Raw genomic sequence first — 26,764 nt, 5'->3', positions numbered from 1 at the left:
TCAGCCGACCACTGGCAATCCGGCCAGGGCCATGGCCACCTCCGACTCGGCGTAGACCAAGTCCTTGAGCTTGCCGCCCAGATAGTCGGTGTAGGCCTGCATGTCGAAGTCGCCATGACCGGACAGCATGAACAGGATCGTCTTGGCCTCCCCGGTCTCCCGGCACTTGATGGCCTCGTCGATCGCCGCACGTATGGCGTGGTTTGACTCGGGGGCCGGGATGATCCCCTCCGCCTTGGCGAACTGGATGCCGGCCGCAAAGCACTCCAACTGGTTGTAGGAGCGAGGCGAGATATAACCCAGCTTGGCCAGGTGGCTGACCTGCGGGGCCATACCGTGATAGCGCAGCCCGCCGGCGTGGAAGCCCGGGGGCACGAAGCTGGAGCCCAGCGTAAACATCTTGCATAGGGGGGTCAGGTGGGCGGTGTCGCCGAAGTCGTAGGCGAACAGCCCCTTGGTGAGGGTCGGGCAGGCAGAGGGCTCCACCGCGATGAACTGCATGTTGCCCCCCTCGCGCAGTTGCTTGCCCAGATAGGGGAAGGCCAGGCCCGCAAAGTTGCTGCCCCCGCCGGTGCAGCCGATCACCATGTCCGGATGGTCGCCGGCCATCTCCATCTGCTGCATGGCCTCGATCCCGGTCACCGTCTGGTGCAGCAGGACGTGGTTCAGCACGCTACCCAGTGCATACTTGGTGTCGTCGCGCTGGGCGGCGACTTCTACCGCCTCGCTGATCGCGATCCCCAGGCTGCCGGTGCTGTCCGGGTGCTCGGCCAGGATGGCGCGGCCGGAGGCGGTCGTGTCCGAGGGGCTTGCAATGCACTGGGCGCCGAAGGTCTCCATGAAGGCGCGCCGGTAGGGCTTCTGGTTATAGCTCACCTTGACCATGTAGACGACGATCTCAAGCCCAAAGAAGGACCCGGCGAGCGCCAGCGAGGAACCCCACTGACCGGCGCCGGTCTCGGTAGCGATGCGCTTGACACCCTCGATCTTGTTGTAAAAGGCCTGAGGGATCGCCGTGTTGGGCTTGTGGCTGCCGGCGGGGCTAACCCCTTCGTACTTGTAATAGATCTTGGCCGGGGTGTTCAGGGCCTTTTCCAGTCGACGGGCGCGGAACAGTGGCGAAGGGCGCCACTGACGATAGACCTCGCGCACCGGTTCCGGGATATCGATCTCGCGCTCCGTGCTCATCTCCTGCTCGATCACCGCCCGCGGGAAGATCACCCCCAACTCGTCCGCCGTGATCGGCTGCTGGGTGCCGGGGTGCAGCACCGGGTCCAGCGGGACCGGCAGGTCCGCGTTGATGTTGTACCACTGTTTGGGCAGATGCGCTTCGTCGAGCAGGTACTTGACCGTGTCACTCATGGATCTCGGGCCTCGTCGGTGGGTGCAGAAGTCGGGGCGGGTGCCGGCGGCTCCTCGGAACTGTGCAGTTTGCCAGGTTCCTTGCGCGCGCGCTTTACTGGCAGCCTGGACGGTCGGTGGTGGGGGTGGGGTCGCGCCTCTAGGAGAGGGTTTCGCGCGCGCATTGTTTACGGCGAAGGCGGACCAAGCGGTGCATTGCGGCCTTGATCAGCATTTCGGCCGCGCCCCCCGGTGCTCGCGCCACCGCTCCAGCGGTGGCACGCATGTGTCAGGCGCTGCGCGCCTCGTGCCCCGGCGGCCGACACTAGGCACACGCCCGGCGTTGCGGCGAGGTTCTGTTGGCGCTGCCGGCCAGTCGGCGAACCGGAGCCAACAGCACCAGCCTTAGCGTGTGCGCGAGACAGGTTACCCAATCCCCGGTGCGAGGCATACAATCGCCCATCTCCGCTTCCAGGGTGCATGCATGAACACACAGCCGAAACCACACCTGACACCCAAGGACTATCTGGTCTGGGAACGCCAACAGGAAACCCGCCACGAATATTTCGATGGCGAGATCTATGCCATGACCGGGGCGAGCCGGGAACACAATTTAGTGTGCCTCAATATCGCTGCCAGTCTGCATACCCAAATGCGCGGCAAACCCTGCGAAGTTTATAACAACGACATGCGGGTCAAGGTCAGCAAGACCGGCATGTATACCTATCCGGATATCGCAGCCGTCTGCGGCGAGCCACAATTCGAGGACGCCGCAGTCGACACCCTGCTCAACCCGGTAGTCATCATCGAGGTGCTATCCGACTCGACTGAGCAATATGATCGCGGCGCCAAGTTCCGACACTATCGTACCGTGGCATCATTGCGCCATTATCTGCTGGTCGCACAAAGCGAATGCCGGGTAGAGCACTACGTCCGTGAGTCCAATAACCGCTGGCTGCTGACCGAATATCGGGAGATCGACGAGAGCATCGACCTGGCCGCGCTGGAGTGTCGGCTACGCTTGGGCGATATGTATGAGCGCGTGCTGGTAAACCCCTGAGAGCCGATCAGCTATTGCGGACGGCTAATCGCATAATGCGTCATGTAGGACACGACCGCCCTCACCGGGACCATCCGCACCGCGGGCTGGGCGTGGGCGTAGCGCATGAAGGCCGCCAACGCGGCCCAACGAGCGTCGCGGATAGCCAGGGTCGGGGTGTCTGAGTTTTCGATCTCGCCCGCGGCGTTGGGGACCCGGCCGAAGGCATAGAGGAATGAGTGAGTGCAGAGGATGAATGGCGCCCGGTTGCCGGCCAGGTGTCGATCGAGCGTATATTTCAGGATCGCGAGCATCTCAGCGGGTGTCACCCCGGCGTCGATCAGCAAGCCGTAGTCGAGCCCGGAGAAGGCACCGGTGGTTGGATCGAACACCGTGGGATAGCTGAAGCGACCGGTCAGCGGGCGAGCGTTAGCGCCGACAACCGCGTTGTGGCGCATGGCGCTCGCAATACGCCGACCCAGCCCGGCCCGGAATGCGTACCGAGTCGCGAGCGCGTCAGCGGGGACGAAAAAGGTCGTCGGCCCCACTTCCCAAAGCCCTGGGTGCGCACCCACCGGCGCCCACCCGAACGCTTTCGTCATGGCATCTGCATCCCGACTACCCTCATCCAGAGTATAGGGCCAGGAGCACTGGCTGCCGTCATCGCCTTTACCGAAGCAGTTGGGTATGCTCGAATCGTACCGATAGGCGAGCCTGGAGAGCGAGCTCAAGGCCGCGTCGTTATACCCAAGCAACGGGGCGCGAAATCCGCCGATGTCCGCTTGAGTCGCACCGACGCCAGCCTGACCCAACAGCATGTCGTTGGCCTTCTTGATCTCGGTGGTCCACTGCCCAATCGACCAATCGCGAGCGCCGCAACAATTCTCCTCCTCGCCGGGGAGGCCTGAGGTATTGGCCGAGTTCAACTCCATGCCGAGCACCCAGGACCCGCCATTGTAATGGGCATAGGTGTGATTGGCCATCTCATGTCCAGCGGCAAATCCCGCGCGCCAGACGGGCAGATCGTTGGATGGCTTCCACTGGGCATCCATATATCGGGTCGTCAAGAAGAAGGTACCCCGCACGGGCGTTGCATCGAATGGCATCCGGCCCTTCGTATCCACCGGATTCTTCCAGTCCGCCAGCAGGTCGAGATAGCCCTGCATACCGCCCACCGGGCGATACACCGCCTCGTCGCCGAAGTTGTCGTCGGAGGTAATAGAAACGAATTGGGGCACGTCGACGACCCGCTGCGCACCTGGTGGGGTGTTGGACCAGGGCAGCGACGCGCGTGCGGTCCCGCCCTGGTCTGGGTCGAACGCGAGGGCGAGCAGGTCGGATCCAAGAAGAGCAGTTAAGCCGCAAATGAACACAAAGAAACGCAAAATAAATAAGTGGCCTATTGGTTTGCCTCGAGCAAGCTCGGCGCGCCCGCCGGGCACACTGCCCACCTCAGCGAACAGCGGATAACCCATTATATTTATTTGCGTTCTCTTGCGTTCATTGGCGGCGAAATACTCTTCTAGGATGAACGGACACGCCCGCGGTGTGCTAGGCCGCAACGGCCTCATCCAGCGCCGGCGCGTCCACCGCGGCCACCGGCACCGCCCGGTTCAGGGCGGCCAGGACCGCCTTGAGCGAGGCCCCGACCACATCCCGGTCGATGGCCGCCCCGGCCACCCGTGCGCCGTCCAGGTTGAGCAGCACATAGGCCGCGGCCTCGGCATCGGTCCCGGCACCGATGGCGTGCTCCTGGTAGTCCAGCACCTGAATGGCCTGACCCGCCCGGCCGATCCAGGCATCGACAAAGGCGGCAATCGCCCCCTGGCCGTCCCCGCGCAGCGTGTAATCGCCCGTGGGGTCGCCGATCCGCACCTCGATCTGGTCGTGCCGGTTACGGATCAACCGATAGCTCAAGAGCCGACGCGGCCCGTCCTCGCGCACAAAATGCTCCCGAAACAGACGCTCGATCCCCACCCCATCGACCTCGCCGCCGCTGCGCTCGCTCTCGCGCTGCACCAACTGGGCCAGTTCAACCTGGAGCCAGCGGGGCAGGTTCAGACCATACTCCCGCTCCATCACGAAGGCCACCCCGCCCTTGCCGGACTGGCTGTTGACCCGCACCACCTCCTGGTAGGACCGACCGAGGTCCCGCGGGTCGATCGGCAGATAGGCCACCTGCCAGGGGGCGTCCGCCGTCTGCCGCTTGAGCGACTTGCGGATCGCGTCCTGGTGACTGCCGGAGAAGGCGGTATAGACCAGTTCGCCCACCCAGGGGTGTCGGGGGTGGGTCGCGATCCCGGTACAGTCGGCCACCACCGCCAGGATCTCGTCCGGGTGGCTGAGATCGAGCCCCGGGTCGATCCCCTGGCTATAGAGGTTCATCGCAAGCGTCACCAGGTCCATATTCCCGGTGCGCTCGCCGTTGCCGAGCAGGGTCCCCTCCACCCGGTCCGCCCCAGCGAGCAGTGCCAACTCGGCCGCCGCCACCGCCCCGCCCCGGTCGTTGTGGGTATGGACCGAGAGGATCAGCGCGTCGCGCCGACTCACATGGGTCGCAAACCACTCCACCTGGTCGGCAAAGCGGTTGGGGCTCGCCACCTCCACGGTCGCCGGCAGGTTGATGATACAGGGGTGCGCGGGGGTCGGCTCCCACACCGCCATTACCGCCTCACAGACCTCCAACGCATAGTCCGGCTCCGTGTTGGTGAAGCTCTCTGGCGAATACTGGAATGACCAGTGCGTGTCCGGATACCGGCCGGCGGCCTCACGCACCCAGCGGGCGCCCTGCACGGCAATCGCCTTCACGCCCGCCCGGTCGCTCCCGAACACCCAGTCCCGCTGCACCGGGGAGGTGGAGTTGTAGAGGTGGACAATCGCCCGCGGCGCCCCGACGAGCGACTCGAAGGTCCGCCGGATCAGCTCCTCGCGCGCCTGCACCAGGACCTGGATGGTCACATCCGCCGGGATCTGGTCTTCCTCAATGAGCCAGCGCACAAAGGCATAGTCCGGCTCGCTGGCGGCCGGGAAACCGACCTCGATCTCTTTGAGTCCCAAGCGCACCAGGAGCTGCCACAAGCGCCGCTTCTGCGCCGGCCCCATCGGCTCCAACAGGGCCTGATTGCCGTCGCGGAGATCCACGCTGGCCCACACGGGCGCCTTGAGGATGGTACGGTCTGGCCACTGCCGCTGCGGCATGGCCAACACCGGACCTGGACGATATTTGCGGTGGTCGAAGGGGATCATGGGCTGCTCGCTTGGTTGGCTGACGAGGCAAAGGTTACGCCGAAAGGCACGCCAGTGGATTGCCATTTCGGTCGCCAAGCCGATCAGTCGCGCAACTTCCTGCTAATTTTCCAGCGACGACCCCATTGAGCGCTAACCGATGCCTTGCGCGCCCCCGGTTTCGCCGTAAGATTCATCGTTGTCACGCCAAGGCGCCAAGCCCGCCAAGGTTTCTCAGTCGCTGATCGCTGCTGGGGAGCCCACGCGGCGCATCGTCTGGATGCCGGGCCGGCCCTTTTCGTATTGCTTGGCGAGCTTGGCGCCTTGGCGTGAGCAATGACCGGATTTCGGCTTAAATCCTTGGGAGCCTTATGATGAAACATCGGCACTTCCTGACCCTGGGCGTACTCGCCGTACTCGCCCTGCTCGCCGGGGCGGGCGCAGCGGCGGCGGATCGCTTCGATCCCCCACCGCTCACGGTCAGCCCTTCACCCACGGCCGAGACCAACCTGGCCCTGGGCGCGGGTGAGACGGCGATCGACACCGATGTCTCGCCGGCGGGCGCCACGGTCGCCGTCCTGGTACGGCGAGCTGACGCCGGGCTGGTCCTGCGACTCTGGACCCTGGACGGGACCCGGCCGGTCGCCGACTGGGCGCTCCCCGCCGGCCTCAAAGCCCGGGCACTGGCCTGGCACCCGCGCGGGGAACACCTCTTTCTGGCCGGTACCCAAGGCGACGAACAGGTCATCGCCCGGATCGCGGCCGACCCGAAACACCGCCAGATGGAGATCGTCTATCGCTCGCCGCGCGAGATTCGGCGCCTGCTGGTCGGTCCCCGCCCCTTCGAGACCGGGCGCGACAAGGCCGGCAACCCGGTCCTGGCCTATCGCCTGTTCTTCGGGCTCAAGGGGGCGGACGGGCGCTATGCGATCCGCTCAATCACCGAGGACGGACGGCGCGGCTATCAGGTGCTCGGACCCAAAAGCGGCCTCGCGCGCGTACCGGACACCGACGGCCCACCCAGCGAGATCACGGCCAATTGGGCCCTGCCGCTGGCCTTCCACCCCGGCGGCCATCTACTGTTGTGGGAAGACCAGGGGCATCGCTTCCGCGTGGCCAACTATGCCGGGGACCACTGGGCCAGCGCCCGGGTCCTCTTCGAGGATACCTTGCAGGGGGGCTCAGTCACCCCGACGCCCAACGGGCTGGGGCTGATCCAGTGGCGGCCCGGGACCGATGGGGTAACGGTCATCCTCGACCGGGGGCGGACCAGGACCGCCCAGTGCGCGGGGCATCGCTTCGCCGGCACGCCCTCCTCGGTCCCGGACGGTCGCGGCCTGGTCGGGGTCGAGCGCACGGAGGCGGGCTCCCGCCTGGTCTATTGCCCGATCGCCGTCCCGCTGGCGGACGTGACCAACGCCTGGCTATTTGCCCAGGCGGCGCCGGATCGCGAACTGATCGAGCAACGCGGCGGGCTGTTGCGCGACCTGGACCTGGATCAGGTCTACAGCCTCTATGAAACAGAGTCCTATTCCATGGACGACTGGGGTGCGCCGACCCCGGCGCGTCCCTATCTGGTCACGACCGACATCTTTTGGGAACTGCTGGCGGCCGCCTATGAAGGGCTCTTCATCAGCACCGAGCGGCACCAGACGATCCCCGCCTTCTGGGACCTGGTGACCGCGGCCGACCGCTATTACCGGGGCGCGGGCTCAACCTCGCCCTGGGCGCGGGTCTTCGCCACGCTCGCCGCGCTGCGCGACCCCAAAGCAGCGGACGCAGAGGTCGCCCTGATCCGGCGCGCCCAAGGGGAGGAGCTGTCGCCGGCCCTGGGGGTGCGGCTCAATTACGGCGAACTCCTACCGCGCGGACACTATGGCGCGGACCCGGAGTTCCAGACCTATTTCAAGGCCTTCACCTATCTCACCAAGCTCGCGCCTACGGGCACCCCCGTGGCAGACCTGCGGGGCCTGCCGCCAGCGGTGAGCGAGCAGGCAGCGCGCTGGATAGCGCCCTACCGCGCCTTCATCGCACCCTCGCGCGCCCCGCTGGTCTGGGGTGGCGGCAACGCCCTGCCCGCCTACGCCCGGCATCCGACCGATGATGCGGCGCTGTTCCCGCTCTCCTGGGGGTTCGACAACGAGATACTGCTCTCAACTGTCTTTCACCCCCAGTGGCCGCCGGCGGAGCAGATCGCCGGCCCCACGGGTCCGCGCATGCTCCCCTCGGCGCTCGACATCGCCGCGGTCCTGGGCAGCCCCTTGGCGGCCAGCCTGCTGCGGGACGACCTCGACCGCTATCCGCCGCTACGAGCGGTCCTCGGGGAACTGGCGCAACGCCGGACCGCGGGGACGCGCGGCGACCTCTACAACCGCTGGATCGACGCACTGGCGATGCAATGGGCGGGGGACCTGAAGGCACCCGGCCAGGGCGATGGGGCCTTATGGCAGGCCAAGCGGCTACAGACCGGCCTGGCCTCCTGGGCGACGCTGCGCCACGCCACCGTGCTGGTCAACGAGCGGATCACCGCCGAGGCCGGCGAGTCCGGTTTCGAGAACATCGTATTCAGCCCGCCACGCGGCGCGGTGGAGCCGGACCCCCGTACCTTCGAGGCCATCGCCGCACTGTTTGATGCGCTCGTCGCTCTGGTGGACGACAACCAGGGCATTCTGCGCGGCGAGATGGCCACCGAGGAGTTGGGCGACCTGGAGCCCGTGCGCCAGGCGGTGTCCGTGCGGCTGCGCGGCAGCGCGGACGAGGCCAGGCGATTCAAGGACATCGCCGAACGACAAGGACGCGGCGAGGCACTGAGCAGCGCGGACTACGAGGCGATTTATCATGTGGCCAGGGTCGCCGAGCACCATTTCCTGGTGTTCAAGAGCCTGGCCAACAAGGAACTGGCACTGTCGAACCCGGACCCCATGCCCAAGATCGCCGACGTGGCGGGCGACGGTCCCTACCTGATGGCCGCGGTGGGCCGCCCCATGGAGTGGGATCGGTTGGTGCCATTCTATGGACGCCGGCAACTGGTCAAGGGGGGCGTCTATTCGTTCTATGAGTTTGCCTCGCCGCAGCTCTTGGATGACGCCGCCTGGCGGGAGATGCTCGGGAGCCAGGCCCATCCGGCCTGGATCGCCCCCTTCGTGTCACGGCAAGGCCTGCCCGAGGAGGACCCGTTCTGACCACAACCGCCATGGCTCCCGAGCGCCACCTCGAACGATGAACCTGGAAAAAGCAGTTCTCACGCCAAGGCGCCAAGCTCGCCAAGGGTTAACAATGCGTTATCGCCGCGTGGTAACTCACCCGTCGGGTGATTCGGATGCTGTCCACATACTCTTGATTTTTCGTGGCGTCTTGGCGCCTTGGCGTGAGCAAGTTCCGGATTTAGGATGAAAGTGCGTATTCCGTTGAAAGTGGCGGGCGCCGGCCGTTCCCCCACCCCGCCCTCCCCCACAAGGGGGGGCGGAGACTTGGACCGCGCTCCCGGCGCGACTTTCACGCTCAAGCGGACCGTGTTCGTCCTGGTCCTGCTGCCGTACACATTCTGGGCCAGCGCCGGAGAGGATCGCCGCGGCCTGGCGGGCGTGGCCGGTGAGGTCCAGCTACTCTTCACCGGCGATATCCTCCTGTCCCGCCACGTCCAGGCGCAGATGCAAAAGACCGGCCGAGGGCCCTGGGACGGTTGGCCGCCGCTGTTGCGCCAGGCCGATTGGGTCCTGGGCAATCTGGAGGGCGCGGTGGGTGACGGCGCCGACTGCGCTCAGACGCCCCGCCCCTGCTTTGCCATCCCGGCAGCCGCGGTGCCATACCTGAGCGCGGCGGGCTTTCGTACCCTGGGGCTCGCCAACAACCATGCCGCAGATCTGGGCGAGCCGGGGCTCAGGGCCACCACTGAGGCACTGGCGCGCGCCGGATTGGACAGTATCGACTTCGCCGGCTCGCCGCGCTTTGTTCGCCTGGGCGGCGTAACCCTGGGCCTGGTGGCCTTCTCGATGGTGCCGGATGCGCAGGGCCGACGCCTCAACCTGCCGTCGTGGCTCCTCGCGCAGCGGCTGCGCCTGGCCCGCCGACTGGCGAACCTGGTGGTGGTCTATGTGCATTGGGGGACCGAGCTGCTGGACTGGCCCGCCACCGAGCAGCGCCAAGCGGCGCGCTGGCTCATTAGCCAAGGCGTGGACCTGATCGTCGGCCACCATCCCCATGTGGTCCAACCGGCTGAATGTCTGAACGGCAAGCCGGTCTTCTATTCGCTCGGCAATCATGTCTTCGACCAGAAATACCCGTCCACCAAAGAGGGCGTACTGGCCGACTGCCGGATCGGCGATGGACGACTGCGCTGCCACCCGATCGGCACCCAGACTGCGGCCGGGGACGCCTTTCCCCGGCTGGTCGCGACGACTGCGCAGACCCCCTCGCCGCTCGACGCCTGCACCGTCGCCTTAGGTCCAGCTTTCAGCGTGGCTGGCCTCACGTTGCGACCGGTGTCAGTCGCCGCGGACACGGCGGGCGCACCCGCGCGGATCGCGCTCGCGGCCTTTGAGTCCGACCAACCGCGTTGGCAGACCCGCCCGCTGGAACTCCTGGGCCTGGACGCAAGCCGATTCGCGGGGCCGGCGGGTCCGCCCCTGCTGTTGACCCTGGAGCGCCACCCGTCCTCGCTCGATCACGCGGATGACCCGCGCCCGTATGTCTATGAACTCGCGCCCAAGGGCCTGATTGCCCGCTGGCGCGGCAGTGCTTTGGCCTGGCCGCTGCTCGACGCCACCCTCGCACCGGACGACCCAGCAGTCCTGTGCGCACTGCACCGGGGCGACTCCTTTCTGGTGCCGGACCCGGCGACCACGCGCACCCGGATCGCCGCCTATCGCTGGAACGGCTTCGGCTTTTCCGGGCTGGACGATGCGGCAGCACTCGCAGGCTGTCGCGGGATTTGGGCGGAGACCCTCAGGCATCCGGGGCGCGAATGATCGCCTATGGTGGGTGCTCCGGCAGCGCCTCGGCATAAAGGGTCTCAGGGGCGATATCGATCTCGCCGGGCCAGGTCACGGTGCCGTAGTCCACCTGCGCCAGGCCGAAAAATCCGGGGTTGCGCAAGCGCTGGAAGACCGGGTAGCCGAGATAGGGGGTCATGTCAAAGCGGCGACGCTCGCCGTTGGCGAAGGTCAGGTGCAACCAGTGGTCGGGTTCCGGGGTAACAGCGACGACGGCAGGAAACATGATGGACATCTCAACGCAATGGGTCGATCGGGAAGACCGGCTCGCCGCGAACCGCCAGGGACCAGTTGGCCATCAATTCCTCCTCGTGCAGGTCGATCCAGACCTGGACCTGACGGGCCTTCTTCGACGGGAGGTCTCCTTCGAGCAACTCGCCCTCGGGGATTGCGAAGACCGCTTGCATCCCCTGATATTCCACATGGATGTGCGGCCGGTTGTGCTGCTTGGTATCCATGAACAGCATCCGAATGATGATGCCGTAAAACATGCTGATCGCCGGCATGAACGCCTCCAAAAAATCGCGAACCCTCGCGCCGGACGGGGCGATTGCCCCGTCCGGCCCAGGGTGACTCACCTCACCGGAGAATCCGACGAGCCTTTCAAGGTGAAATTGACGGTTGCATAACCACTGGAGGGGATCGAATGGCGTCCAAGGCTGTTGCCGTTGACATAGACATCCGCCGATTGGCCACAGGCCGACGATCCCATATCGAGCTGATAGCCGCCGTTCTTGGGATACGCCTTGGTGCTGTTCCAACTGGTGGAGACGGTCGCCGTGCCATCCACCTTGGAGCCATCGGTACGCGCGGCGGAGCCTTGAATACCGCAGGCCAGGGCCGGGCCGGTCGCGATCAGGGCGGCCAGTCCGCCAATCAGAAAGAGCGTCTTTTTCATGGAAGTCCATCCAGGGTGTGGTTAAATTGGTGTTGTTTGTGCCCAGGTGCTTTACCCGTTACTCAAGGTTCTCGCACAAGGCAAGAGGGGAAAAGGGTAAAGGGCTACGGAGTCCTCGCCGAAACAACTCCCACCACCCGGAACCCGACGAGGTAGTCGCGGTCGGCGGGGGTGACGTAGATGCGGTAGGCGGCGCGGCAGCCGTACGGGAGGTCGCCCCAAGCCCCGCCGCGCAGCACCCGGGGCATGACCCCATCGCTCCGCCGGTAACAACTTCCCGTCCAGGCGGATCCGTTACCCGGCGCGCCCGCGTAGCTCTCATGGTAACAGTCCGCCACCCACTCGAAGACGTTACCGGCCATGTCGTACAACCCCCAGGCGTTGGGCTTGAGCTGGCCCACCGGGTGGGTCTTCTCGCCCGAGTTCTGGCTATACCAGGCATACTGGCCCAGTGAATCCGCGTCGTCGCCCCAGTAGTAGGTGCTGGTGGAACCGGCGCGGTAGGCGTACTCCCACTCCGCCTCGCTGGGCAGCCGGTAGCAGGCACCGCACCCCTCGCGGTCCTTCAGCGCCTTGAGGAACACCTGGATGTCGTCCCAACTGACCTGCTCCACCGGGTTGCTGCTCCCCTTGAACTTGGAGGGGTTGGAGGACATGAGCCCCATCCACTGCTCCTGGGTCACCTCCGTAGTCTGCATGTAAAAGGGCTCACCGATGCGCACCGGGTGGTCCGGGAGTTCGTTACCGCCGCGCTCAAAAATGGGGTTGCAGCCCATGGTGAAGGACCCGGCGGGAATCAAGGCGAAGGTCATGCCGATGCTGTTGCGATAGGTCTGGGGCGGGGACTCGGCGTGGACACTGACCGCCGCCAACAGGGTCAGCGAGGCGACGGCCAGGGTGACGGGGGCGGTGCGACGCATGGGCAAAGCTCCTTTCGTGTTGTGGTAGGCGTCGCGGATTGTAGCGCGAAGGCCGGGGTTGTGGCTATCGAACGGTCAGGTATAACCGTCCGCTCCCACCATTCGCCGACCGCCGTAGGGTGGATAAGCGAAGCGCATCCACCACCCCGCCCGCTGCCACCGCGCCTGGTGGATGCGGCGCGCCCAACCGCCCTGCCCAATCCCAAACCACCTGTGGCGCGCCTTATCCACCCTACGAACGTTCTCGTTCCCACGCTCCAGCGTGGGAATGCCGTGCGGGCGCTCCGCGTCCGGTCTTGGCACTGGACGCAGAGCGCCCGCACTTGCTCCCACGCGGGAGCGTGGGAGCCAGAAGACAACAGAGAAAAGCAGTCGGGTATTACCTGGCCGCGCCGCGGCGCCTGCGCACCCCCCGAGGCCGGATCGCGACCAGATGCCACTCCCGCGGGCAGAACCTAAACATTTAGTCACTTGACCCCGCCCGCGCCGCTGTCGACTCTATGGCACCCTGACGTTTCGGCCGGTCTGCCGCGCGGACCTGGCCACCCATCCACAGAACCGGACACGGGAGTCAATGCATGATCGAGGTTCGAAACTTAAGCCGGAGCTACGGCACGCTCAAGGCCGTGTCGGAGGTCTCCTTCGACATCGGCCACGGCGAGATCGTCGGGCTGCTCGGCCACAACGGGGCCGGCAAGACCACCATCATGAAGATGCTGACGGGCTACCTGGAGCCGAGCGGCGGGACCATCCGCATCGACGGGCTCGCACTCGCCGAGCACCGCCGCGAGGTCCAGCGCCGGGTCGGCTATCTGCCGGAGAATTGCCCGCTGTACCCGGAGATGACGGTGCTGGACTCGCTCCAGTACCAGGCGGTGCTGCACGGGTTGCCGACCGGCGAGCGCCCGGCCGCCATCCGCCGCGCGGTGGAGCGCACGGCCCTTGAGGCCAAGGCGAGTGCGCAGGTCGCGACCCTCTCGCGCGGCTACCGGCAGCGCCTGGGGGTGGCACTGGCCATCCTGCACAGCCCGAAGATCCTGATCCTGGACGAGCCCACCAATGGCCTGGACCCGACCCAGATCCAGCACATGCGCGAACTGATCCAGGAGCTGGCGCGGGATGCCACCGTCATCGTCTCCACCCACATCCTCCAAGAGGTCGAGGCGGTGTGCCAACGGGTGCTGATCATGAGCGGCGGGCGCCTGGCGCTGGATAGCGATCTGAACGCCGTCGGGCGCAGCCCTCGCCTCTTGGTGACCCTGGATCGCCCGGCGGCAGAGGCCCAACCACTGTTGGCCGCCATCCCGGGGGTGAGTGCCGCGACCCTGCTCGACAGCGACTCGGCCTATCACCGCTTCGCCCTCACCCTACCCGATGCCCAGACCGCGGCCCCGGGTGTGGCGCGTGCCGTTGCTGAGCGCGGCTGGGACCTCTTTGCACTGGAGCCGGAGCGCCGCGACCTGGAGGCCCTGTTCCGGGCCATCTCCGAGTCGGCGCCGCTCAATCCCATCGCCGCGCCCAAGGAGGCCGCCCATGTCTGACATCCTGCGCATCGCCCGCAAGGAGCTGTCCGTCTTCTTCGGCTCCCCGGTCGCCTATATCTTTATCGGCGCCTTCCTGGCCGTGTGTCTCTTCGTGTTCTTCTGGGTCGCCGCCTTCTTCGCACGCAACATCGCCGATGCCCGCCCGCTCTTCGAGTGGATGCCGGTCCTGCTGATCTTCCTCTGCGCCGCGCTCACCATGCGCCTCTGGAGCGAGGAGCGCCGCGCCGGGACGCTGGAGACCCTGCTCACCCTGCCGGTGCCGACCTGGCGACTGGTGACGGCCAAGTTCCTGGCGGCGCTCGCCCTGGTGGCCATCGCGCTGGTACTCACCCTGCCGCTACCGGCGACCATCGCGCTCTTGGGGCCGCTCGACTGGGGTCCGGTCATCGGCGCCTATGTGGCCACCCTGTTGCTCGCGGCGGCCTATCTGTCCATCGGGCTCTTCGTCTCCTCCCGGACCGATAACCCCATCGTGGCACTGATCGGCAGCGTGCTGCTGTGCGCCATCTTCTATCTGCTGGGCGCGGACGCACTGACCAACCTGTTCGGCAACCGCGGGGCCGAGGTCCTGCGCCTGCTGGGCAGCGGCTCGCGGTTCGACTCGATCACCCGCGGGGTGATCGACCTGCGCGACCTCTATTATTACATCAGCATCGTCGGCACCTTCCTGGCGCTCACCACCTACAGCCTGGAGCGCCTGCGCTGGGCGGCCGACAGCGACAAGCCCGAGGGGCATCGCCGACTCACACTGTTCACTGTGCTGGCCGCCGCCAACCTGCTGGCCGCCAATCTGTGGCTCAACTCGATCGACAGCGCCCGGGCGGACCTCACCCAGGGCAAGCTCTACACCATCTCGGAGGCGACCCGCGGCTATCTCGGCCAGCTCCAGGAACCGCTCTTGATCCGCGGCTATTTCAGCGCCCAGACCCATCCGCTGCTCGCCCCATTGGTGCCCCAGATCCGCGACCTGCTCAAGGAATATCAGGTGGCCGGGGGCGGCCGGGTGCGGGTGGAGTTCATCGACCCGGCGGACCACCCGGACCTGGAGCGGGAGGCCGGCGAGCAATACGGCATCCACCCAGTCGCCTTCCAGACCGCCAGCAAGTACCAGGCAGGCGTGGTCAATTCCTATTTCGACGTGGTGGTGAAATATGGCGACCAATTCGAGCACCTGGGCTTCCAGGACCTGATCGACGTCAAGTCGCGCGGTGAGACCGAACTGGACGTGCGCCTGCGCAACCCCGAGTACGACATCACCCGGGCCATCAAGAAGGTCCTCTATGGCTATCAAGGCGGCGGCGACCTGTTCGGCGGGCTCAAGGCCCCGGTGAAGCTGCGTGCCTTCATCTCCGCCAAGTTGCCCAAGCCCCTGCCCGGCCTTAGCACCGATCTCACCGCGTTGCTCACCGAGATGCAGGCCAAGTCCAATGGCCGTTTCAGCTTCCAGGTCCAGGACCCGGGCACCGACCAGGCCCTGGCCCGCGAGGTGAAGGAGCGCTTCGGTTTCAAGCCGATGGTGGCCGGCCTGCTCAATCCGAACCCCTTCTATTTCTATCTGGTCCTGGAGTCCGGCGGGCGGGCGGAGCCGGTGGCCTTGCCTGAGTCGTTGGACAAGGCGGGGTTGCAGCGCGCCATCGAGGCCGGGATCAAACGCTTCGCCCCGGGCGTACTGCGCACCCTGGCGGTCTATACCCCGCCCCAGGCCGCCCCTCAATACGGGAGGCCGCCCCGGCAATCCGCCGCCTTCGGTCAGTTGGAACAGCGCCTGCGTGACGGCTTCAACCTCAAGGAGACCGATCTCAAGTCCGGCCAAGTCCCGGCGGACACCGACCTGCTGCTGGTCCTGGGGCCGGAAAACCTCGATCAGAAACAGCAGTTCGCCATCGACCAGTTCCTGATGCAGGGGGGCACCACCCTGGTGGCCGCCGCCAGCTTCAACGTAGACCTGGGCCGCGGGGGCATCAACGCCCGACCCCAGACCACCGGGTTGGAGGACTGGTTCGCGGTCCAGGGCATCACCCTGGGCAAGTCGCTGGTGCTCGACCCGCAGAACACCCCCTTCCCGATCCCGGTGCAGCGCAACCTGGCCGGCTTCATGGTGGAGGAGTTGCAGATGGTCGACTACCCCTACTTCCCCGACGTGCGTGCCGATGGCCTCGCCGCCGACTCAGGGATCACGGCCAACCTGGGGCAGCTCACCATGAACTGGTCATCGCCGATCCAGATCGACCCCGCCAAGACCAAGGGGCGCACCGTCACCACCCTGATCCACAGTTCGCCCGCGGCCTGGACCAGCGACTCCACTGCGCTGCAACCGGACTTCAAGGCCCATGGGAAACTCGGCTTTGCGCGCGGCAAGGATCGCGGCACCCAGGTGCTGGGCGTCGCGCTGGAGGGGCGCTTTGAATCGGCCTTCGCCGGCAAGCCCTCGCCCCTGGCGGCGGCCGCCCCCGCGGCACTCAAGCCGGCGGACCCCAAGGCGGACCCCAAGGCAGCGCCCGAACAACCGGACGCCAAGGACGATGGCAAACAGGCGGTGGCCGCTGGCGTGATCGAGTCCTCCCCGGACACGGCGCGCCTGATCCTGATCGGCTCGCAGAGCTTCCTCACCGACACCGCCATCAGCCTGGCCAGCGAGGCGACCCAGAGCCGCTATCTGAAACCCATTGAGCTGATCCAGAACGCGGTCGAGTGGTCACTGGAGGACCGCGGCCTGCTGGCGCTGCGCGGGCGCGGCCAGTTCAGCCGACTCCTGACCCCGTTGAGCCGCGAGGGACGCATGGTCGTCGAGTACCTGAACTATGCGCTCGCCCTGGCCGGTCTCGGGCTCCTCTATGGGCTCGCCCGCCGCGCGCGCACCCGTCGTGACCTGGCCCAGGCACGCTATCTCACCCCCGCCAAGTCCGCAGGGAGGGCTTGATCATGGAACCACGCCTGTCTAACACCGTCCGCGACTGGCTCGTCAGCCTGCGCACCCCGGTGGCCTTCTACCCGGCCATCCTGCTCGGCGCCCAGATCGTCCTGGCCATCGGCCTGACCTGGGCCGCCCGCGGCACCCTGGACCCGAGCGTCGGGGAGGGCCGACTGCTCACCTTTGACCCCAAGGCCATCGCCAGCGTGCGCATTGAGGGGGCCGGCGAGACCCTCACCCTGAGCCGCGGCAAACAGGGCTGGGCGATCGCGGACCTCAAGGACTTCCCGGTCGAGGGCACCAAGGTCGAGGCGCTGCTGGACAAGCTGGCCGGGCTCAAGCGCCCGCTGCCGGTCGCCACCAGCGCGGCCGCCCAGCGGCGGCACAAGGTGGCGGACGATGGATTCGAGCGCAAGCTGACCCTGGAGGCGGGCGGCAAGCCGGTCGCCACCCTGCTCCTGGGCGACTCGCCCGGGTTCAAGCGCGAGTTCGCCCGCCCGGCCGGCGATGCCGCGGTCTACGATCTCGACCTGCCGCTGTTCGAGGTTTCCAACCGCCGCGATGACTGGTTGCAGCGTGACACCCTGAAACTGGATGAGGAGAAGATCGACTCGATCGCCACCGCCGACTGGACTCTGACCAAGGACAAGGACGGCTGGCACCTGGCCGGCACCACCGACAAGCCGACTGCCGCGGCCGTCACCGGCCTGCTGGCGCGCGTCGGCAACCTGGGCTATCGCGGCGTGCTGGGCATCGAGGACAAGCCAGAATACAACCTGGCCACCCCGGCGCTGGACCTGACGGTGCAACTGGCCGACGGCAGCCGCCACGTCTATCGCATCGCCCAGGCCAAGGATAGCAAGGACTATGTGCTCAAGGCCGGCGACCGGCCCTGGTATTTCAAGCTCTCGGAGTTTGACCTGGAGGGGCTGCTCGGGCTGAACCGCGACAAGCTGCTAGGCATCGCACCCAAGGTCGCACCGCCGGCCGCCGCGCCACAGGGAGCGGCAACGGGCGGCCCGGCGCCGGGTGCGCCGGCCGGCGATCAGGCCCCGCCAGCGCTCGGAACGCCGGACGCGAATGCGCCAGCCGCTGAGCCGGTCCCGCTGGAGGCCGGGATAGAGGATGCGGATGCGCCGGCCGGCGACGAGCCGACACCGGACGCCGCGACCGAGGGCGACGAGGCCCCGCCGGAGGCCGAGTCAGAGGGCGATGTGGCGCCCGCCGAAGACCAGGATGCACCGGCGGATACGCAGGACGGTGACATGGCGGCACCCGCCGCGAAGGACCAGACGCCGCCCGCACCCGCCGCCAACTAGCCCGACGAAAAGGATCGGGGGCATCCCGCCCCCGCTCCTACCCTATCTCCCGTGGGTGCGGCTTCAGCCGCGACGAGGCCACGGCCGCTTGCGAGGAACCGACCAGCTCGTTCCTCACCGAGAAGTCGTTGATCCCCTTGAAACCGTCCAGGTCGATGAAGAGGACGGCCAATTGATGGATGGCGATCCGCGCAGCACCGGGTCGTCGTCCACCACCCGGGCGCGGTAGGGCTGGTCGCGGGGGGCCATCAGCATGGCGCGTCGCCGCCCCCGGTCTCCCGCAACTGCGCGAGCGCCGGCAGGACGCGGCCGGTCTCGGTCTCCAGGTCGGCAATGACCCGCGCGTCGAGCGGGGGGGCGGACTGGGCCTCGCCCGGCGGTACGGACGGCGACCCAGCCGCGGGCATGGCGCCCACCGGCGGGGCCGGCTCCGCCGCCGCTGGCGTGGCCGGCGCGACGCGGGTCCACCAGCGGTCCAGGGTGGCGAGCAGGTCGGGGGCACGGATCGGCTTGGATAGATAATCGTCCATCCCGGCCGCCAGACAACGGTCCCGCTCCGCCGCGAAGGTGTGGGCGGTCAGGGCCACCACCACCTGGTGTCTGCCGTTGGCGCGCCGGCGCTCATGCTCACGCAAGGCCCGGGTGGCGGACAACCCGTCCAGCACCGGCATCTCGCAGTCCATCAGCACCACGTCGAAGGCCCGCTGGGTCAGGATCTCCAGGGCCTCGGCCCCGTCGCTGGCCACCTGGACGCGGCAGCCCGCCCGATTGAGGATGCCGCGCAGGACTTGCTGATTGATGTTGTTGTCCTCCACGGCCAGGATCAGGCAACCGTCGAGTCGGATGCGCTCGGGGCTGCGCACCCCCACGGCGGGCTCCGCGGCGGCACCACCGAAGAGGCGCGACAGCGACTCCAAGAGCGGACGGCGCCGCACGGGCTTGACCAAGGCGTCGTCGGCGCCGAGCGCGCGCGCGCGGCGCCCCTCCCCCACCTCGTCCATCGAGGTCTGCATGACCACCCGAATCTTGCGCCCGGCCGGGTCCGCGCGCAGCCGGGTGAGGACCTCGAACCCATCCACGTCCGGCATCATCCGGTCCAGCAGGACCAGCTCGAAGGGCACCCCGGCGGCCTGCGCCGCGGCCAGTCGCTCCAGGGCCGCCGGGCCGCTCGCCGCTTCCTCGGACACCATCGCCCAGGCGCGGCATAGACCACTCAAATAGAGCCGATTGGTGGCGTTGTCGTCGACGATCAGGACGCGCCGCCCGGCCAAGACCTCCACGTCCCCCGGGCGCCAGGGCGGGGCCGCCGCCGCCGGGGCAGCCTCCAAGGGGATCACGAAGCAAAAGCGGCTACCCTGCCCCGGGGGGCTCTCCAGCTCCAGGCTGCCGCCCATCATCTGCACCAGTTGGTTGCTGATGGCGAGCCCCAGACCGGTACCGCCAAAACGGCGGGTGGTCGTGTTGTCGGCCTGACGGAAGGCCTCGAAGATGTGCGCGCGCGCCGCCGGGTCCACCCCGATACCGGTGTCGGAGACCGCGAACCCGATGCGCTGGGGCGCGGCCGCTGACGGCTCCAGCCAGACCCGCAACCCCACCTCGCCCTGCTCGGTAAATTTGATGGCGTTACCGATCAGGTTGACCAGCACCTGGCGCAACCGGGTGGGGTCGCCGATGACGGCGGTGGGCACCTGTGCCGCGACATCGCAGATCGCCTCCAGGCCCTTGGCCAGGGCCTTACCCGCGAGCATCTGCATGGTCTCCTCCGCCAACTCCGGGAGGTTGAACACGGCATGTTCAAGCTCCATCCGACCGGCGTCGATCTTGGAGAAGTCCAGCACGCCCCCGATGACATCCAATAGCCCCTCGGCGGAGGCGATTCCGCCGTCTACATAATGCCCCTGCTCGGCACTCAATTCAGTCCCCTTGAGCAGCTCCAACATCCCCAGCACGCCATTCATCGGGGTGCGAATCTCATGACTCATGCTGGCCAGAAACTGACTCTTGGCGATATTGGCCGCCTCGGCCGCCTCCTTGGCCTGATTGAGCTCGACCAGCTGCACGCTCAAGGCGTGGCGGGCCTGGGTAATCTGCCGGACATAGATCCAGACCGCCACCACGCAGCCGATCACAGCGCTCCCCAGCAGCGCCAGCAAGAGCGCCAGCCACTGACGATCCCGATCGAGGACGAGGATATCGGGCTGGGCCTCAGTGACATACACGCTGACCCCCTCCTGCGGCAATGACGACTGGGCGAGCAACACCGGCGCCTCACCGCCATTGAAACGTATCAACTGGGGATAACGGGGATCGCCCCAGGGCTCGATAGGCAGCGCCTTCAAGTCCTTCCTGGCATAGCGTGACTCGGTCGCTTTAGCACTCAGCGTGCCCAGGGTATTACCAGGTAATGCACTGAATTCCAGCGTCTTATCTCTGGCGAGAATCACCACCCCGAAGCGATCGGCGATGAATGAGTCCGCTTGTCCGAGCCAATGGCTCAGCACCGACAGATCGATCTTACCGGCAATGACGCCCAGCACCCGACCATCGTCCTCGACCGGGGCGGAAAAGAACAGTCCGGGGATGCCGGTCTTGCGCCCGACGGCAAATTGTTGACCGAGGCCGCCGGCCATCGCCTGACTGAAATAGTCCCGGTCATGGTAGTCCGTGCCGATAAAGCTTTCGACCAGCGGCCAATTGCTGGCGGCGATGCAATAGCCATCGAGGTTCATCACCCAGATGACGCTCAATATCGCCATATCGGCCGCCGACCGCTCCAACAACTGGTCGACCGGGTGCAGAACCGGGTCGAGGGTCCATTGCGCGCGTCGTTGTGCAACCGGCAGCGGTGCGGCCCCGGCGGTATCGGGAGCACGCTCGAGCATCTCCGCGATCTCACGACTGCGCCCCAAGGCGGCCGGAATCCCGTGAATCAGCTTGAGTTGGTTGGCCACACCCACCGACAACCCGGACAGGTTTTGCTCCAGACGCCGCTGCCCCGCGGCCAGCGAGTCGTGCGCCCGCCGCTCAGTGAGGACACCGGCAATCTGCCAGGCCGCCAAGAGCCACAGCACGATGACGATACCCACGGCCAGCAGCAGGCGCCGCCAGCCGGAGTTCCCCGCCCCGCGTGGAAGTGAATGGTCATCGGTCATCGTGGATTCTCCAGATCGGCGCCGTCAGTCCAGGACCAGGCTGACCATCCCATCCGCCAGCTTGGTCTCGAACCAGGTACATTTGGGCGGCATGGTCTCGCCCAGGTCCGCCACCGCGATCAGGTCCGCCAGCGGGGTGGGATACAGCGAGAAGGCCACGCGCATGATACCGCTGTCCACCGGCTGGACCAGCCCGCCCAGACCGCGGATACCGCCGACGAAGTCGATGCGCGGATCGTGTCGGGGGTCACCCAGGCCCAGGATCGGGGTCAGCAACTGGTCCTGGAGCAGGCGCACGTCCAGGCGGGCCACCGGGTCGTGCCGCGGGACGCGCTCCGGGTCCAGCGTGAGACGCGACCAGGCGCCGTCCAGGTATAGGCCGAACTCGCCGGGCTGCGTGGGCGCAACCGGCACGGCACTGCCGACCACCCTAAAGCGTTCCGCGACCTGCCGCAGGAAGGCCGCCGCGTCCAGCCCATTGAGATCGCGCACCAGCCGGTTGACGGCCAGCACCTGGAGTTCATCGCCCGGGAAGCTGACGGCCAGGAAGCGGTTGTAGGACTCGGCGCCGGTATGCTGCGGGTTGGCCGCCTGGCGCGCGGCGCCGATGCGCTCGGCGGCAGAGGTGCGGTGGTGACCGTCGGCGATATAGAGCCGCTCTTGCGCATCGAAGCCGGCCGTGAGTCGGTCGATGGTCGGCTGGTCCGCTACCGCCCAGAGTGTATGCCGCACCCCGTCCGCGGCCAGGGTGTCGATCGCCGGTGTGCCCTGGGCGACGGCCGCCAGAGTGTCGTCAATCGCCGGGTCGCGGCGATGGATCAGGAAGGCCGGGCCGGTCTGGGCGTTCAGGGCCGCGATCTGTTGCACCCGGTCGTCCTCCTTGGCGGCCAGGGTGACCTCGTGCCGTCGGATCCGCCCGGCGCGATAGGCCGCGAGCGAGGCCGCCAGCACCAGCCCGGTCTGGACCTGCGGCCCGCGCGTCAGCCGATAGACGTAATAGCAGGGGCGCCCATCGCGCTCCAGCAGGCCCGCCGAGCGCATGCGCTCCAGGGTTGCCACGGCCTGGGCATAGCAGGCCGGGTCATAGGGGTCCAGGTCCGGCGACAGGTCCACCTCCGGGCGCGACAGGTGCAGAAAACTCCAGGGGCGCCCGGCGACCAGGGCGCGCGCCTCATCGGCGTCCATCACGTCATAAGGAGGGGCGAGCAGCTCGGCCGCGCGTCCGGGGGCCGGGCGCAGACCGGCGAAGGGGGCAATCAGGTGCATGATCCAAAATCCGGCAATCACAAAGTCGTAGCCGATCTGGTCCCCACGCGCCGCGTCACTGCGATTAAGTTAAGGCGACCTGGCTCCCACGCTCCTGCGTGGGAGCAAGTGCGGGCGCTCCGCGTCCAATAGCTAGCCCGGACGCAGAGCGCCTGCGCGGCATTCCCACGCGGGAGCGTGGGAACGAGAAGCCGAGCCGTCGGCGCTTAACTTAATGGCATTGACGCGGCGCGTGGGGACGAGGGCGAAAAGGCCGACACACTATACCCCCCGGCGGGGTCGGGTGCGGATCAGTCCCGCCCGACCAGTTCCAACAGGGCGTCCGGGTCCAGGTCGGCGAGCGGGCGGTTGCCGTCCAGGGTGACGGTCAGGACCTCCACCCGGTGCTCGATGCGGATGCGCGCAGCGGCCTCCACCAGGGCCTTGGCGCGGCGGCGCTTGGCGATGCGGTCGGCGATGTCCAGCACGGTGAGCACCGCACCCGGGATCGCCAGGATCAGGCCGGCGACCGCCACCGGGTCCACCGCCTTGTGGCCGGGGGCGGCGGCGGGGAGCGGGCGCGGGGTGAGCGTCAGGCCCGCGTCGTCCAGTGCCGCGGCCAGTGTACGCGCCGCCGCCTCGGGCGCGGCGCCGGTCAGGATCAGTTCCAGGTCTCGCATCGCTTGGGGTCTCCGTGGGTGGCCCCGGGGCTGCCGGGGTGGTTGGGACGGGTTGGGGCGGGCGGCGCGCCCGGGGTCAGGACGGGTCCGGGCACTGCATCCCGACCTGTTGCAGGATCGACTCGATCTCTCCGGCCTCCATCGGGAGGCGCAGACGGCGGGCCTCGGCGAGTGCCAGACAGAGCAGCCGGTTGGCCTCCGGGGCATCCTCGCGGCGGCCGGTCTGGGCCAAGCGCTTCAGCAATATGATCGCGATGTTGGTACGGCAAGCGAGGAGTTCCCGCACGTCGCCCAGGCGCTCGTAGACGGGCAGTTCATCCAGGGTGCGGATGCTCAGTGCCGCGTCGAGGTCCCCGCGGGCCGCCAGTATTTCGGCGATCCTGCCCTGGCATATGGCCTTCTCGCACACGTCGCCCAGACGCTCGTAGACCGGCAGTTGCTCCGCGGTACGGATGCGCAGGGCCTCGTCGAGGTCCCCGCGGGTCTGAAGGATATCGGCGATCTTGCCTTGACATACGGCCTCTAAGCGCAGGTCGCCTAAGCGCTGGTAGACCGGCAGTTCCTCATCGGTATAGATAGGCAGCGCCGCGTCGAGGTCCCCGCGAGCCTTGAAGATGTCGGCGATCTTGCCCTGGGTGATAGCCTTCGCGCGCAGGTCGCCCAAGCGCTCGTAGACCGGCAGTTGCTCCTCGGTGCGGATGCGCAGGGCCTCGCCGATGTCACCTCTGACAGTAAGTATATCGGCAATCTGGCCCTCGGTGACGGCCTTGGAGCGCACGTCGCCCAAGCGCTGGTACACCGGAAGTTCCACCTCTCTCCGGATGCGCAGTGCCGCGTCGAGGTCCCCGCGCTGAAACAGCCGGCTGGCATGCGCGTCGATCAGCAGGAGCGCGCCGGCCTCGATCTCCCCCCCGCCCCGCCCCAGCGCCGCTACCCTTTGCGCCAGCAGCGCATCCGCGCCGGATCCGTTCCCCGCGGCGCCGATCACCCGTGCCGCCTGGGCCACCAGCAGGGGCGGCAGCGGCTCCCCGGCGCCCTCGATCAGCCCGACCAGTTCACCGGCGAACCCGGCCGCCGCCGCATAGCTGGCATCCTCCAGCCAGCAGATGGTCGCGGCCCCGCAGTCGGCGGCGATCAGGGCATCCCGGGCGGCGAGTGCCAGCGCGCCGAGCTGCCAGTCGGCCACCCAGGGCCGCTCGCCCCCGGCACCGCCCCAGGCGGCATACAGTGGTCCGACGGCCAGGCGCGCCACCGCGGCCCGGTCCGCCTCGCCCAGGGCCGGCAGCCGGGCGCGCGCCAGCGGGCTCAGGCGCACCGCGTCGCGGGCGCCGGTGACCGGGTCCTCGCCGGGCTCGGCCAGGGCCAGGTCGGTGAGGCGTTGCAGGTCCCCGCCGAGTTCAGCCGCCAGGGTGCGCGGCACCGGCAGGTCGCACAGGCCCATGGCCTGGAGCAGGACCCGGCCGCCGTCGCCGGCCAGGGCGATCAGTGCATCGACCGCGATCCCCTCCAGCAGGGCGCGCACGGTCTCGTCCCCGGGGAGGTCACCGCCCGCGAGATACGCCTCCATCTGGGCGAGCGCCTCCGCGGCGGCTGGGAGCGGGACGGCCGCGTTGAGCAGCAGCCGGGTGATCAGGAGGTCTTGCAGCCCGGGGTTGCCGCGGGCGGCGGCCAGGGCGCGGGACAGCAGGTCGTCCGCCGGGGCCGTGACGGCGGCGAGCCGGGCGGGCGTGGCCGACTGTTCCTGGCGCAGCAGGAGCTTGCGCTCGGTGGTCGGCTGGAAGCTCGGCAGTTCGATGCGCGCGAGCCGCCCGGCGAGGTCCGCGCGCCCCGTGGTCAGCCGAAAGGGGAAACGGCTGGTGACGATGAGCCGGCTGTCGGTCGTGGCCGGGTCGAAGGCGCCCAGGATGGCGGCGATGAGCCCCGCCTGCGCGGTGCGCACCGGACGCACCCCGGGGGCCTCCTCCAGCAACTGCTCGAAGTCGTCGAGGACCAGGAGCAGGGCCGGGGCCGCGGGGCCGCGCTCCCGGCAGGGGCCGCGCTCCCGGCAGGGGCCGCTCAGCAGGTCGGTCAGCAGGTCGCCGAGCGCCTGCACGGCGGCCTCCGGACCGGTCTCTGCGGCGGCGCGCACCAGCGCCTCGCCGGCGCGCAGGCAGTCGCGGGCCGCCGCGTGGGGGTGCAGGGCCTCGGCCAGGCGCTCCAGCAGGTCGCGGACGCCGAAGCGCCCGTGCAGGACGGCGAGCGCCCGGCCGGCGCTCAGGCGGTTGACGATGCGCGCCGCCAGGCTGGACTTGCCGAGCCGGCCCATGCCGGTGATCAGAACCCCGGCATGGTCGCCACCCTCCAGCACCCGCAGGGCCTGCTGGATCTCGCGACGGCGCCCGACGAAGAGGGCATGGGCGGCCACCGGGACCTCCTTGCCGAGGAATTCCTTCTGGTCGTGGGTGGCGGGCCGCAGCGAGCGCTTGCGCCCGCCGCCCACCAGCGCGGCGAGTCCCGACCCCTGGTCGCCGAGCCAGAGCCGCGCGTGGTGCCAGTGGCGGCTGACCCCGGGGTCCGGGTCCGCGAGCAGGGCCAGGCGGGCCTCGGCGACGGCGAGCGCCAACGGGACGCCGTCGGCGAGTCGGCGGTAAAGCCGGGCGGCAAAGCGGGTGGCCGCGATGTCCGCGACCGCGCCATCCCAGCCGATGACGGCGGGCAGGCCGGCCTGGACCAGGGCGGCGGCGAGCGGGCAGGCCAGGCCCCCGGCCGCGGCCGGCCCCGGACCCGCCTTGGCCCCGGGGCCGGGCGGCAGGGCCGTGCCCGGGCGCTCGGGCGCGGCGGCACTCAGACACGCCGAGAGGAACAGGAGCCGGGGCCGCGCCGATTGCAGCGCGCGCACCAGGGCCGCGGCGTCGGTCGGCGCCTGGCCGTAGCCGCCGTCCTCCAGCAGGAGGACGGGCCTGGGGTCGGACCCCGGGCCGTCGCGCCAGGCGTGGTGTCCGTGGCAGGAGAGGTGCAGCACCGGGAGCCCCCCGACCTCGGCCAGGTGCCGGGCGAGCGCGGACGCCTCGCCGCTCTCATCCACCAGCAGGTCCAGGCCGGTGTCGCCGACGGCCGTGAGGATGGCCGCCTCCTCGTTCTCGTAGTCCAGTTCGCTGCGGTAGAAATCCCGGCCGATGGCCAGGGCCGCCGCCGCGTCCGGGCGCTGCTCCAGCGACCAGTAGCGGGCGGCGAGCGAGCGCAGCTCCCCCAGGGCCGCGGCGTCGAGCGCGCGGGCGGGGCCGACCGGCACGGTGCCGTCCAGGAAGCGAAAGCCGGCGACTTCGATCAGGACGGTCGCGGACATGAGGGGGCTCCTGTTACCCTGCACCTGGTGCGATGATCCTAGCAGCCTGTCGGACTTGATGGCGTAACCGATTGATTAAACAGGAAAACGACTTTTTGGCGCAAAAGAGGAAACTCTTTGCATTCAATCGGTTGCATCACTAAGTCCGACAGCCTGCTAGAAAGAGCAGTTGTC

At 68.1% G+C, this 26,764-nt stretch carries 17 protein-coding genes; 6 read left to right on the top strand and 11 right to left on the bottom strand.

Features of this window, described 5'->3' with window-relative positions; translation table 11 throughout:
* On the bottom strand, positions 1-1,362 hold the full coding sequence (locus QZX93_RS03940; RefSeq protein ID WP_295391896.1) for a TrpB-like pyridoxal phosphate-dependent enzyme: 1,362 nt from the start codon (positions 1,360-1,362) through the stop codon (positions 1-3).
* Between the two features lie 463 nt (positions 1,363-1,825).
* Between QZX93_RS03940 and QZX93_RS03935 the strand changes: the two genes are divergently transcribed.
* Complete coding sequence (locus QZX93_RS03935; protein WP_295391897.1) at positions 1,826-2,401, top strand: Uma2 family endonuclease; 576 nt, start codon at positions 1,826-1,828, stop codon at positions 2,399-2,401.
* Between the two features lie 11 nt (positions 2,402-2,412).
* Here the strand turns inward: QZX93_RS03935 and QZX93_RS03930 are convergent, their stop codons facing one another.
* Complete coding sequence (locus QZX93_RS03930) at positions 2,413-3,618, bottom strand: polysaccharide deacetylase family protein (RefSeq protein WP_295391899.1); 1,206 nt, start codon at positions 3,616-3,618, stop codon at positions 2,413-2,415.
* Between the two features lie 313 nt (positions 3,619-3,931).
* Entirely contained in the window at positions 3,932-5,626 is a 1,695-nt protein-coding gene (locus QZX93_RS03925; RefSeq protein WP_295391901.1) for a 2-isopropylmalate synthase, read from the bottom strand.
* 353 nt (positions 5,627-5,979) lie between these two features.
* Between QZX93_RS03925 and QZX93_RS03920 the strand changes: the two genes are divergently transcribed.
* Positions 5,980-8,787: a DUF3160 domain-containing protein gene (locus QZX93_RS03920; protein ID WP_295391903.1), complete on the top strand. Its 2,808-nt coding sequence runs from the start codon at positions 5,980-5,982 to the stop codon at positions 8,785-8,787.
* A gap of 288 nt (positions 8,788-9,075) precedes the next feature.
* Positions 9,076-10,572 (top strand): CapA family protein, encoded by a 1,497-nt coding sequence (locus tag QZX93_RS03915; protein WP_295391904.1) that lies wholly within the window; start codon positions 9,076-9,078, stop codon positions 10,570-10,572.
* Positions 10,573-10,576: 4 nt separating this feature from the next.
* Here the strand turns inward: QZX93_RS03915 and QZX93_RS03910 are convergent, their stop codons facing one another.
* From QZX93_RS03910 to QZX93_RS03895, 4 genes are all read right to left on the bottom strand, one after another.
* Positions 10,577-10,822: a DUF2442 domain-containing protein gene (locus QZX93_RS03910; protein ID WP_295391906.1), complete on the bottom strand. Its 246-nt coding sequence runs from the start codon at positions 10,820-10,822 to the stop codon at positions 10,577-10,579.
* Positions 10,823-10,832: 10 nt separating this feature from the next.
* The gene (locus QZX93_RS03905; RefSeq protein ID WP_295391908.1) at positions 10,833-11,102 is read right to left on the bottom strand and encodes a DUF4160 domain-containing protein; all 270 of its coding nucleotides are present in this window, start codon (positions 11,100-11,102) and stop codon (positions 10,833-10,835) included.
* Positions 11,103-11,170: 68 nt separating this feature from the next.
* Entirely contained in the window at positions 11,171-11,494 is a 324-nt protein-coding gene (locus QZX93_RS03900; protein ID WP_295391910.1) for a hypothetical protein, read from the bottom strand.
* A 104-nt stretch (positions 11,495-11,598) separates the two neighbouring features.
* Positions 11,599-12,414: a formylglycine-generating enzyme family protein gene (locus tag QZX93_RS03895; protein ID WP_295391912.1), complete on the bottom strand. Its 816-nt coding sequence runs from the start codon at positions 12,412-12,414 to the stop codon at positions 11,599-11,601.
* A 578-nt stretch (positions 12,415-12,992) separates the two neighbouring features.
* Between QZX93_RS03895 and QZX93_RS03890 the strand changes: the two genes are divergently transcribed.
* The 3 genes from QZX93_RS03890 to QZX93_RS03880 are packed head-to-tail and all read left to right on the top strand — an operon-like array spanning position 12,993 to position 18,188.
* Positions 12,993-13,955 carry an ATP-binding cassette domain-containing protein gene (locus QZX93_RS03890; protein WP_295391914.1) on the top strand — a complete coding sequence of 321 codons (963 nt, stop codon included), beginning with the start codon at positions 12,993-12,995 and terminating at the stop codon, positions 13,953-13,955.
* A complete protein-coding gene (locus QZX93_RS03885) occupies positions 13,948-16,878 on the top strand; it encodes a Gldg family protein (protein WP_295391916.1) in 2,931 nt (976 codons plus the stop codon). Before QZX93_RS03890 ends, QZX93_RS03885 begins: the two co-directional genes overlap by 8 nt.
* Before the next feature lie 2 nt (positions 16,879-16,880).
* A complete protein-coding gene (locus QZX93_RS03880; RefSeq protein ID WP_295391918.1) occupies positions 16,881-18,188 on the top strand; it encodes a DUF4340 domain-containing protein in 1,308 nt (435 codons plus the stop codon).
* A 248-nt stretch (positions 18,189-18,436) separates the two neighbouring features.
* Here QZX93_RS03880 and QZX93_RS03875 read toward each other — a convergent pair whose 3' ends face one another.
* The 4 genes from QZX93_RS03875 to QZX93_RS03860 form a co-directional block, all read right to left on the bottom strand.
* A complete protein-coding gene (locus tag QZX93_RS03875) occupies positions 18,437-21,340 on the bottom strand; it encodes a response regulator (RefSeq protein ID WP_295394388.1) in 2,904 nt (967 codons plus the stop codon).
* 24 nt (positions 21,341-21,364) lie between these two features.
* Entirely contained in the window at positions 21,365-22,606 is a 1,242-nt protein-coding gene (locus QZX93_RS03870) for a DUF1015 domain-containing protein (RefSeq protein WP_295391922.1), read from the bottom strand.
* Positions 22,607-22,896: 290 nt separating this feature from the next.
* On the bottom strand, positions 22,897-23,265 hold the full coding sequence (locus QZX93_RS03865) for a hypothetical protein (RefSeq protein WP_295391924.1): 369 nt from the start codon (positions 23,263-23,265) through the stop codon (positions 22,897-22,899).
* 76 nt (positions 23,266-23,341) lie between these two features.
* Positions 23,342-26,590 carry a CHAT domain-containing protein gene (locus QZX93_RS03860; RefSeq protein ID WP_295391926.1) on the bottom strand — a complete coding sequence of 1,083 codons (3,249 nt, stop codon included), beginning with the start codon at positions 26,588-26,590 and terminating at the stop codon, positions 23,342-23,344.
* Positions 26,591-26,764 lie beyond the last annotated feature (174 nt).

This window comes from uncultured Thiodictyon sp. (assembly GCF_903946935.1).
Classification (GTDB): domain Bacteria; phylum Pseudomonadota; class Gammaproteobacteria; order Chromatiales; family Chromatiaceae; genus Thiodictyon.
Note: the sequence above shows the minus strand (reverse complement) of the source record. Positions and strands in the feature narration are given on the sequence as shown.

What these genes read in the sequence shown, in the direction of transcription:
- QZX93_RS03885 (WP_295391916.1), top strand. Translation starts at nt 13,948, where the DNA reads ATGTCTGACATCCTGCGCATCGCCCGCAAGGAGCTGTCCGTCTTCTTC.
- QZX93_RS03935 (WP_295391897.1), top strand. Translation starts at nt 1,826, where the DNA reads ATGAACACACAGCCGAAACCACACCTGACACCCAAGGACTATCTGGTC.
- QZX93_RS03910 (WP_295391906.1), bottom strand. Translation starts at nt 10,822, where the DNA reads ATGTTTCCTGCCGTCGTCGCTGTTACCCCGGAACCCGACCACTGGTTG.
- QZX93_RS03880 (WP_295391918.1), top strand. Translation starts at nt 16,881, where the DNA reads ATGGAACCACGCCTGTCTAACACCGTCCGCGACTGGCTCGTCAGCCTG.
- QZX93_RS03890 (WP_295391914.1), top strand. Translation starts at nt 12,993, where the DNA reads ATGATCGAGGTTCGAAACTTAAGCCGGAGCTACGGCACGCTCAAGGCC.
- QZX93_RS03925 (WP_295391901.1), bottom strand. Translation starts at nt 5,626, where the DNA reads ATGATCCCCTTCGACCACCGCAAATATCGTCCAGGTCCGGTGTTGGCC.
- QZX93_RS03870 (WP_295391922.1), bottom strand. Translation starts at nt 22,606, where the DNA reads ATGCACCTGATTGCCCCCTTCGCCGGTCTGCGCCCGGCCCCCGGACGC.
- QZX93_RS03900 (WP_295391910.1), bottom strand. Translation starts at nt 11,494, where the DNA reads ATGAAAAAGACGCTCTTTCTGATTGGCGGACTGGCCGCCCTGATCGCG.
- QZX93_RS03940 (WP_295391896.1), bottom strand. Translation starts at nt 1,362, where the DNA reads ATGAGTGACACGGTCAAGTACCTGCTCGACGAAGCGCATCTGCCCAAA.
- QZX93_RS03920 (WP_295391903.1), top strand. Translation starts at nt 5,980, where the DNA reads ATGAAACATCGGCACTTCCTGACCCTGGGCGTACTCGCCGTACTCGCC.
- QZX93_RS03895 (WP_295391912.1), bottom strand. Translation starts at nt 12,414, where the DNA reads ATGCGTCGCACCGCCCCCGTCACCCTGGCCGTCGCCTCGCTGACCCTG.
- QZX93_RS03860 (WP_295391926.1), bottom strand. Translation starts at nt 26,590, where the DNA reads ATGTCCGCGACCGTCCTGATCGAAGTCGCCGGCTTTCGCTTCCTGGAC.
- QZX93_RS03905 (WP_295391908.1), bottom strand. Translation starts at nt 11,102, where the DNA reads ATGCCGGCGATCAGCATGTTTTACGGCATCATCATTCGGATGCTGTTC.
- QZX93_RS03875 (WP_295394388.1), bottom strand. Translation starts at nt 21,340, where the DNA reads ATGACCGATGACCATTCACTTCCACGCGGGGCGGGGAACTCCGGCTGG.
- QZX93_RS03865 (WP_295391924.1), bottom strand. Translation starts at nt 23,265, where the DNA reads ATGCGAGACCTGGAACTGATCCTGACCGGCGCCGCGCCCGAGGCGGCG.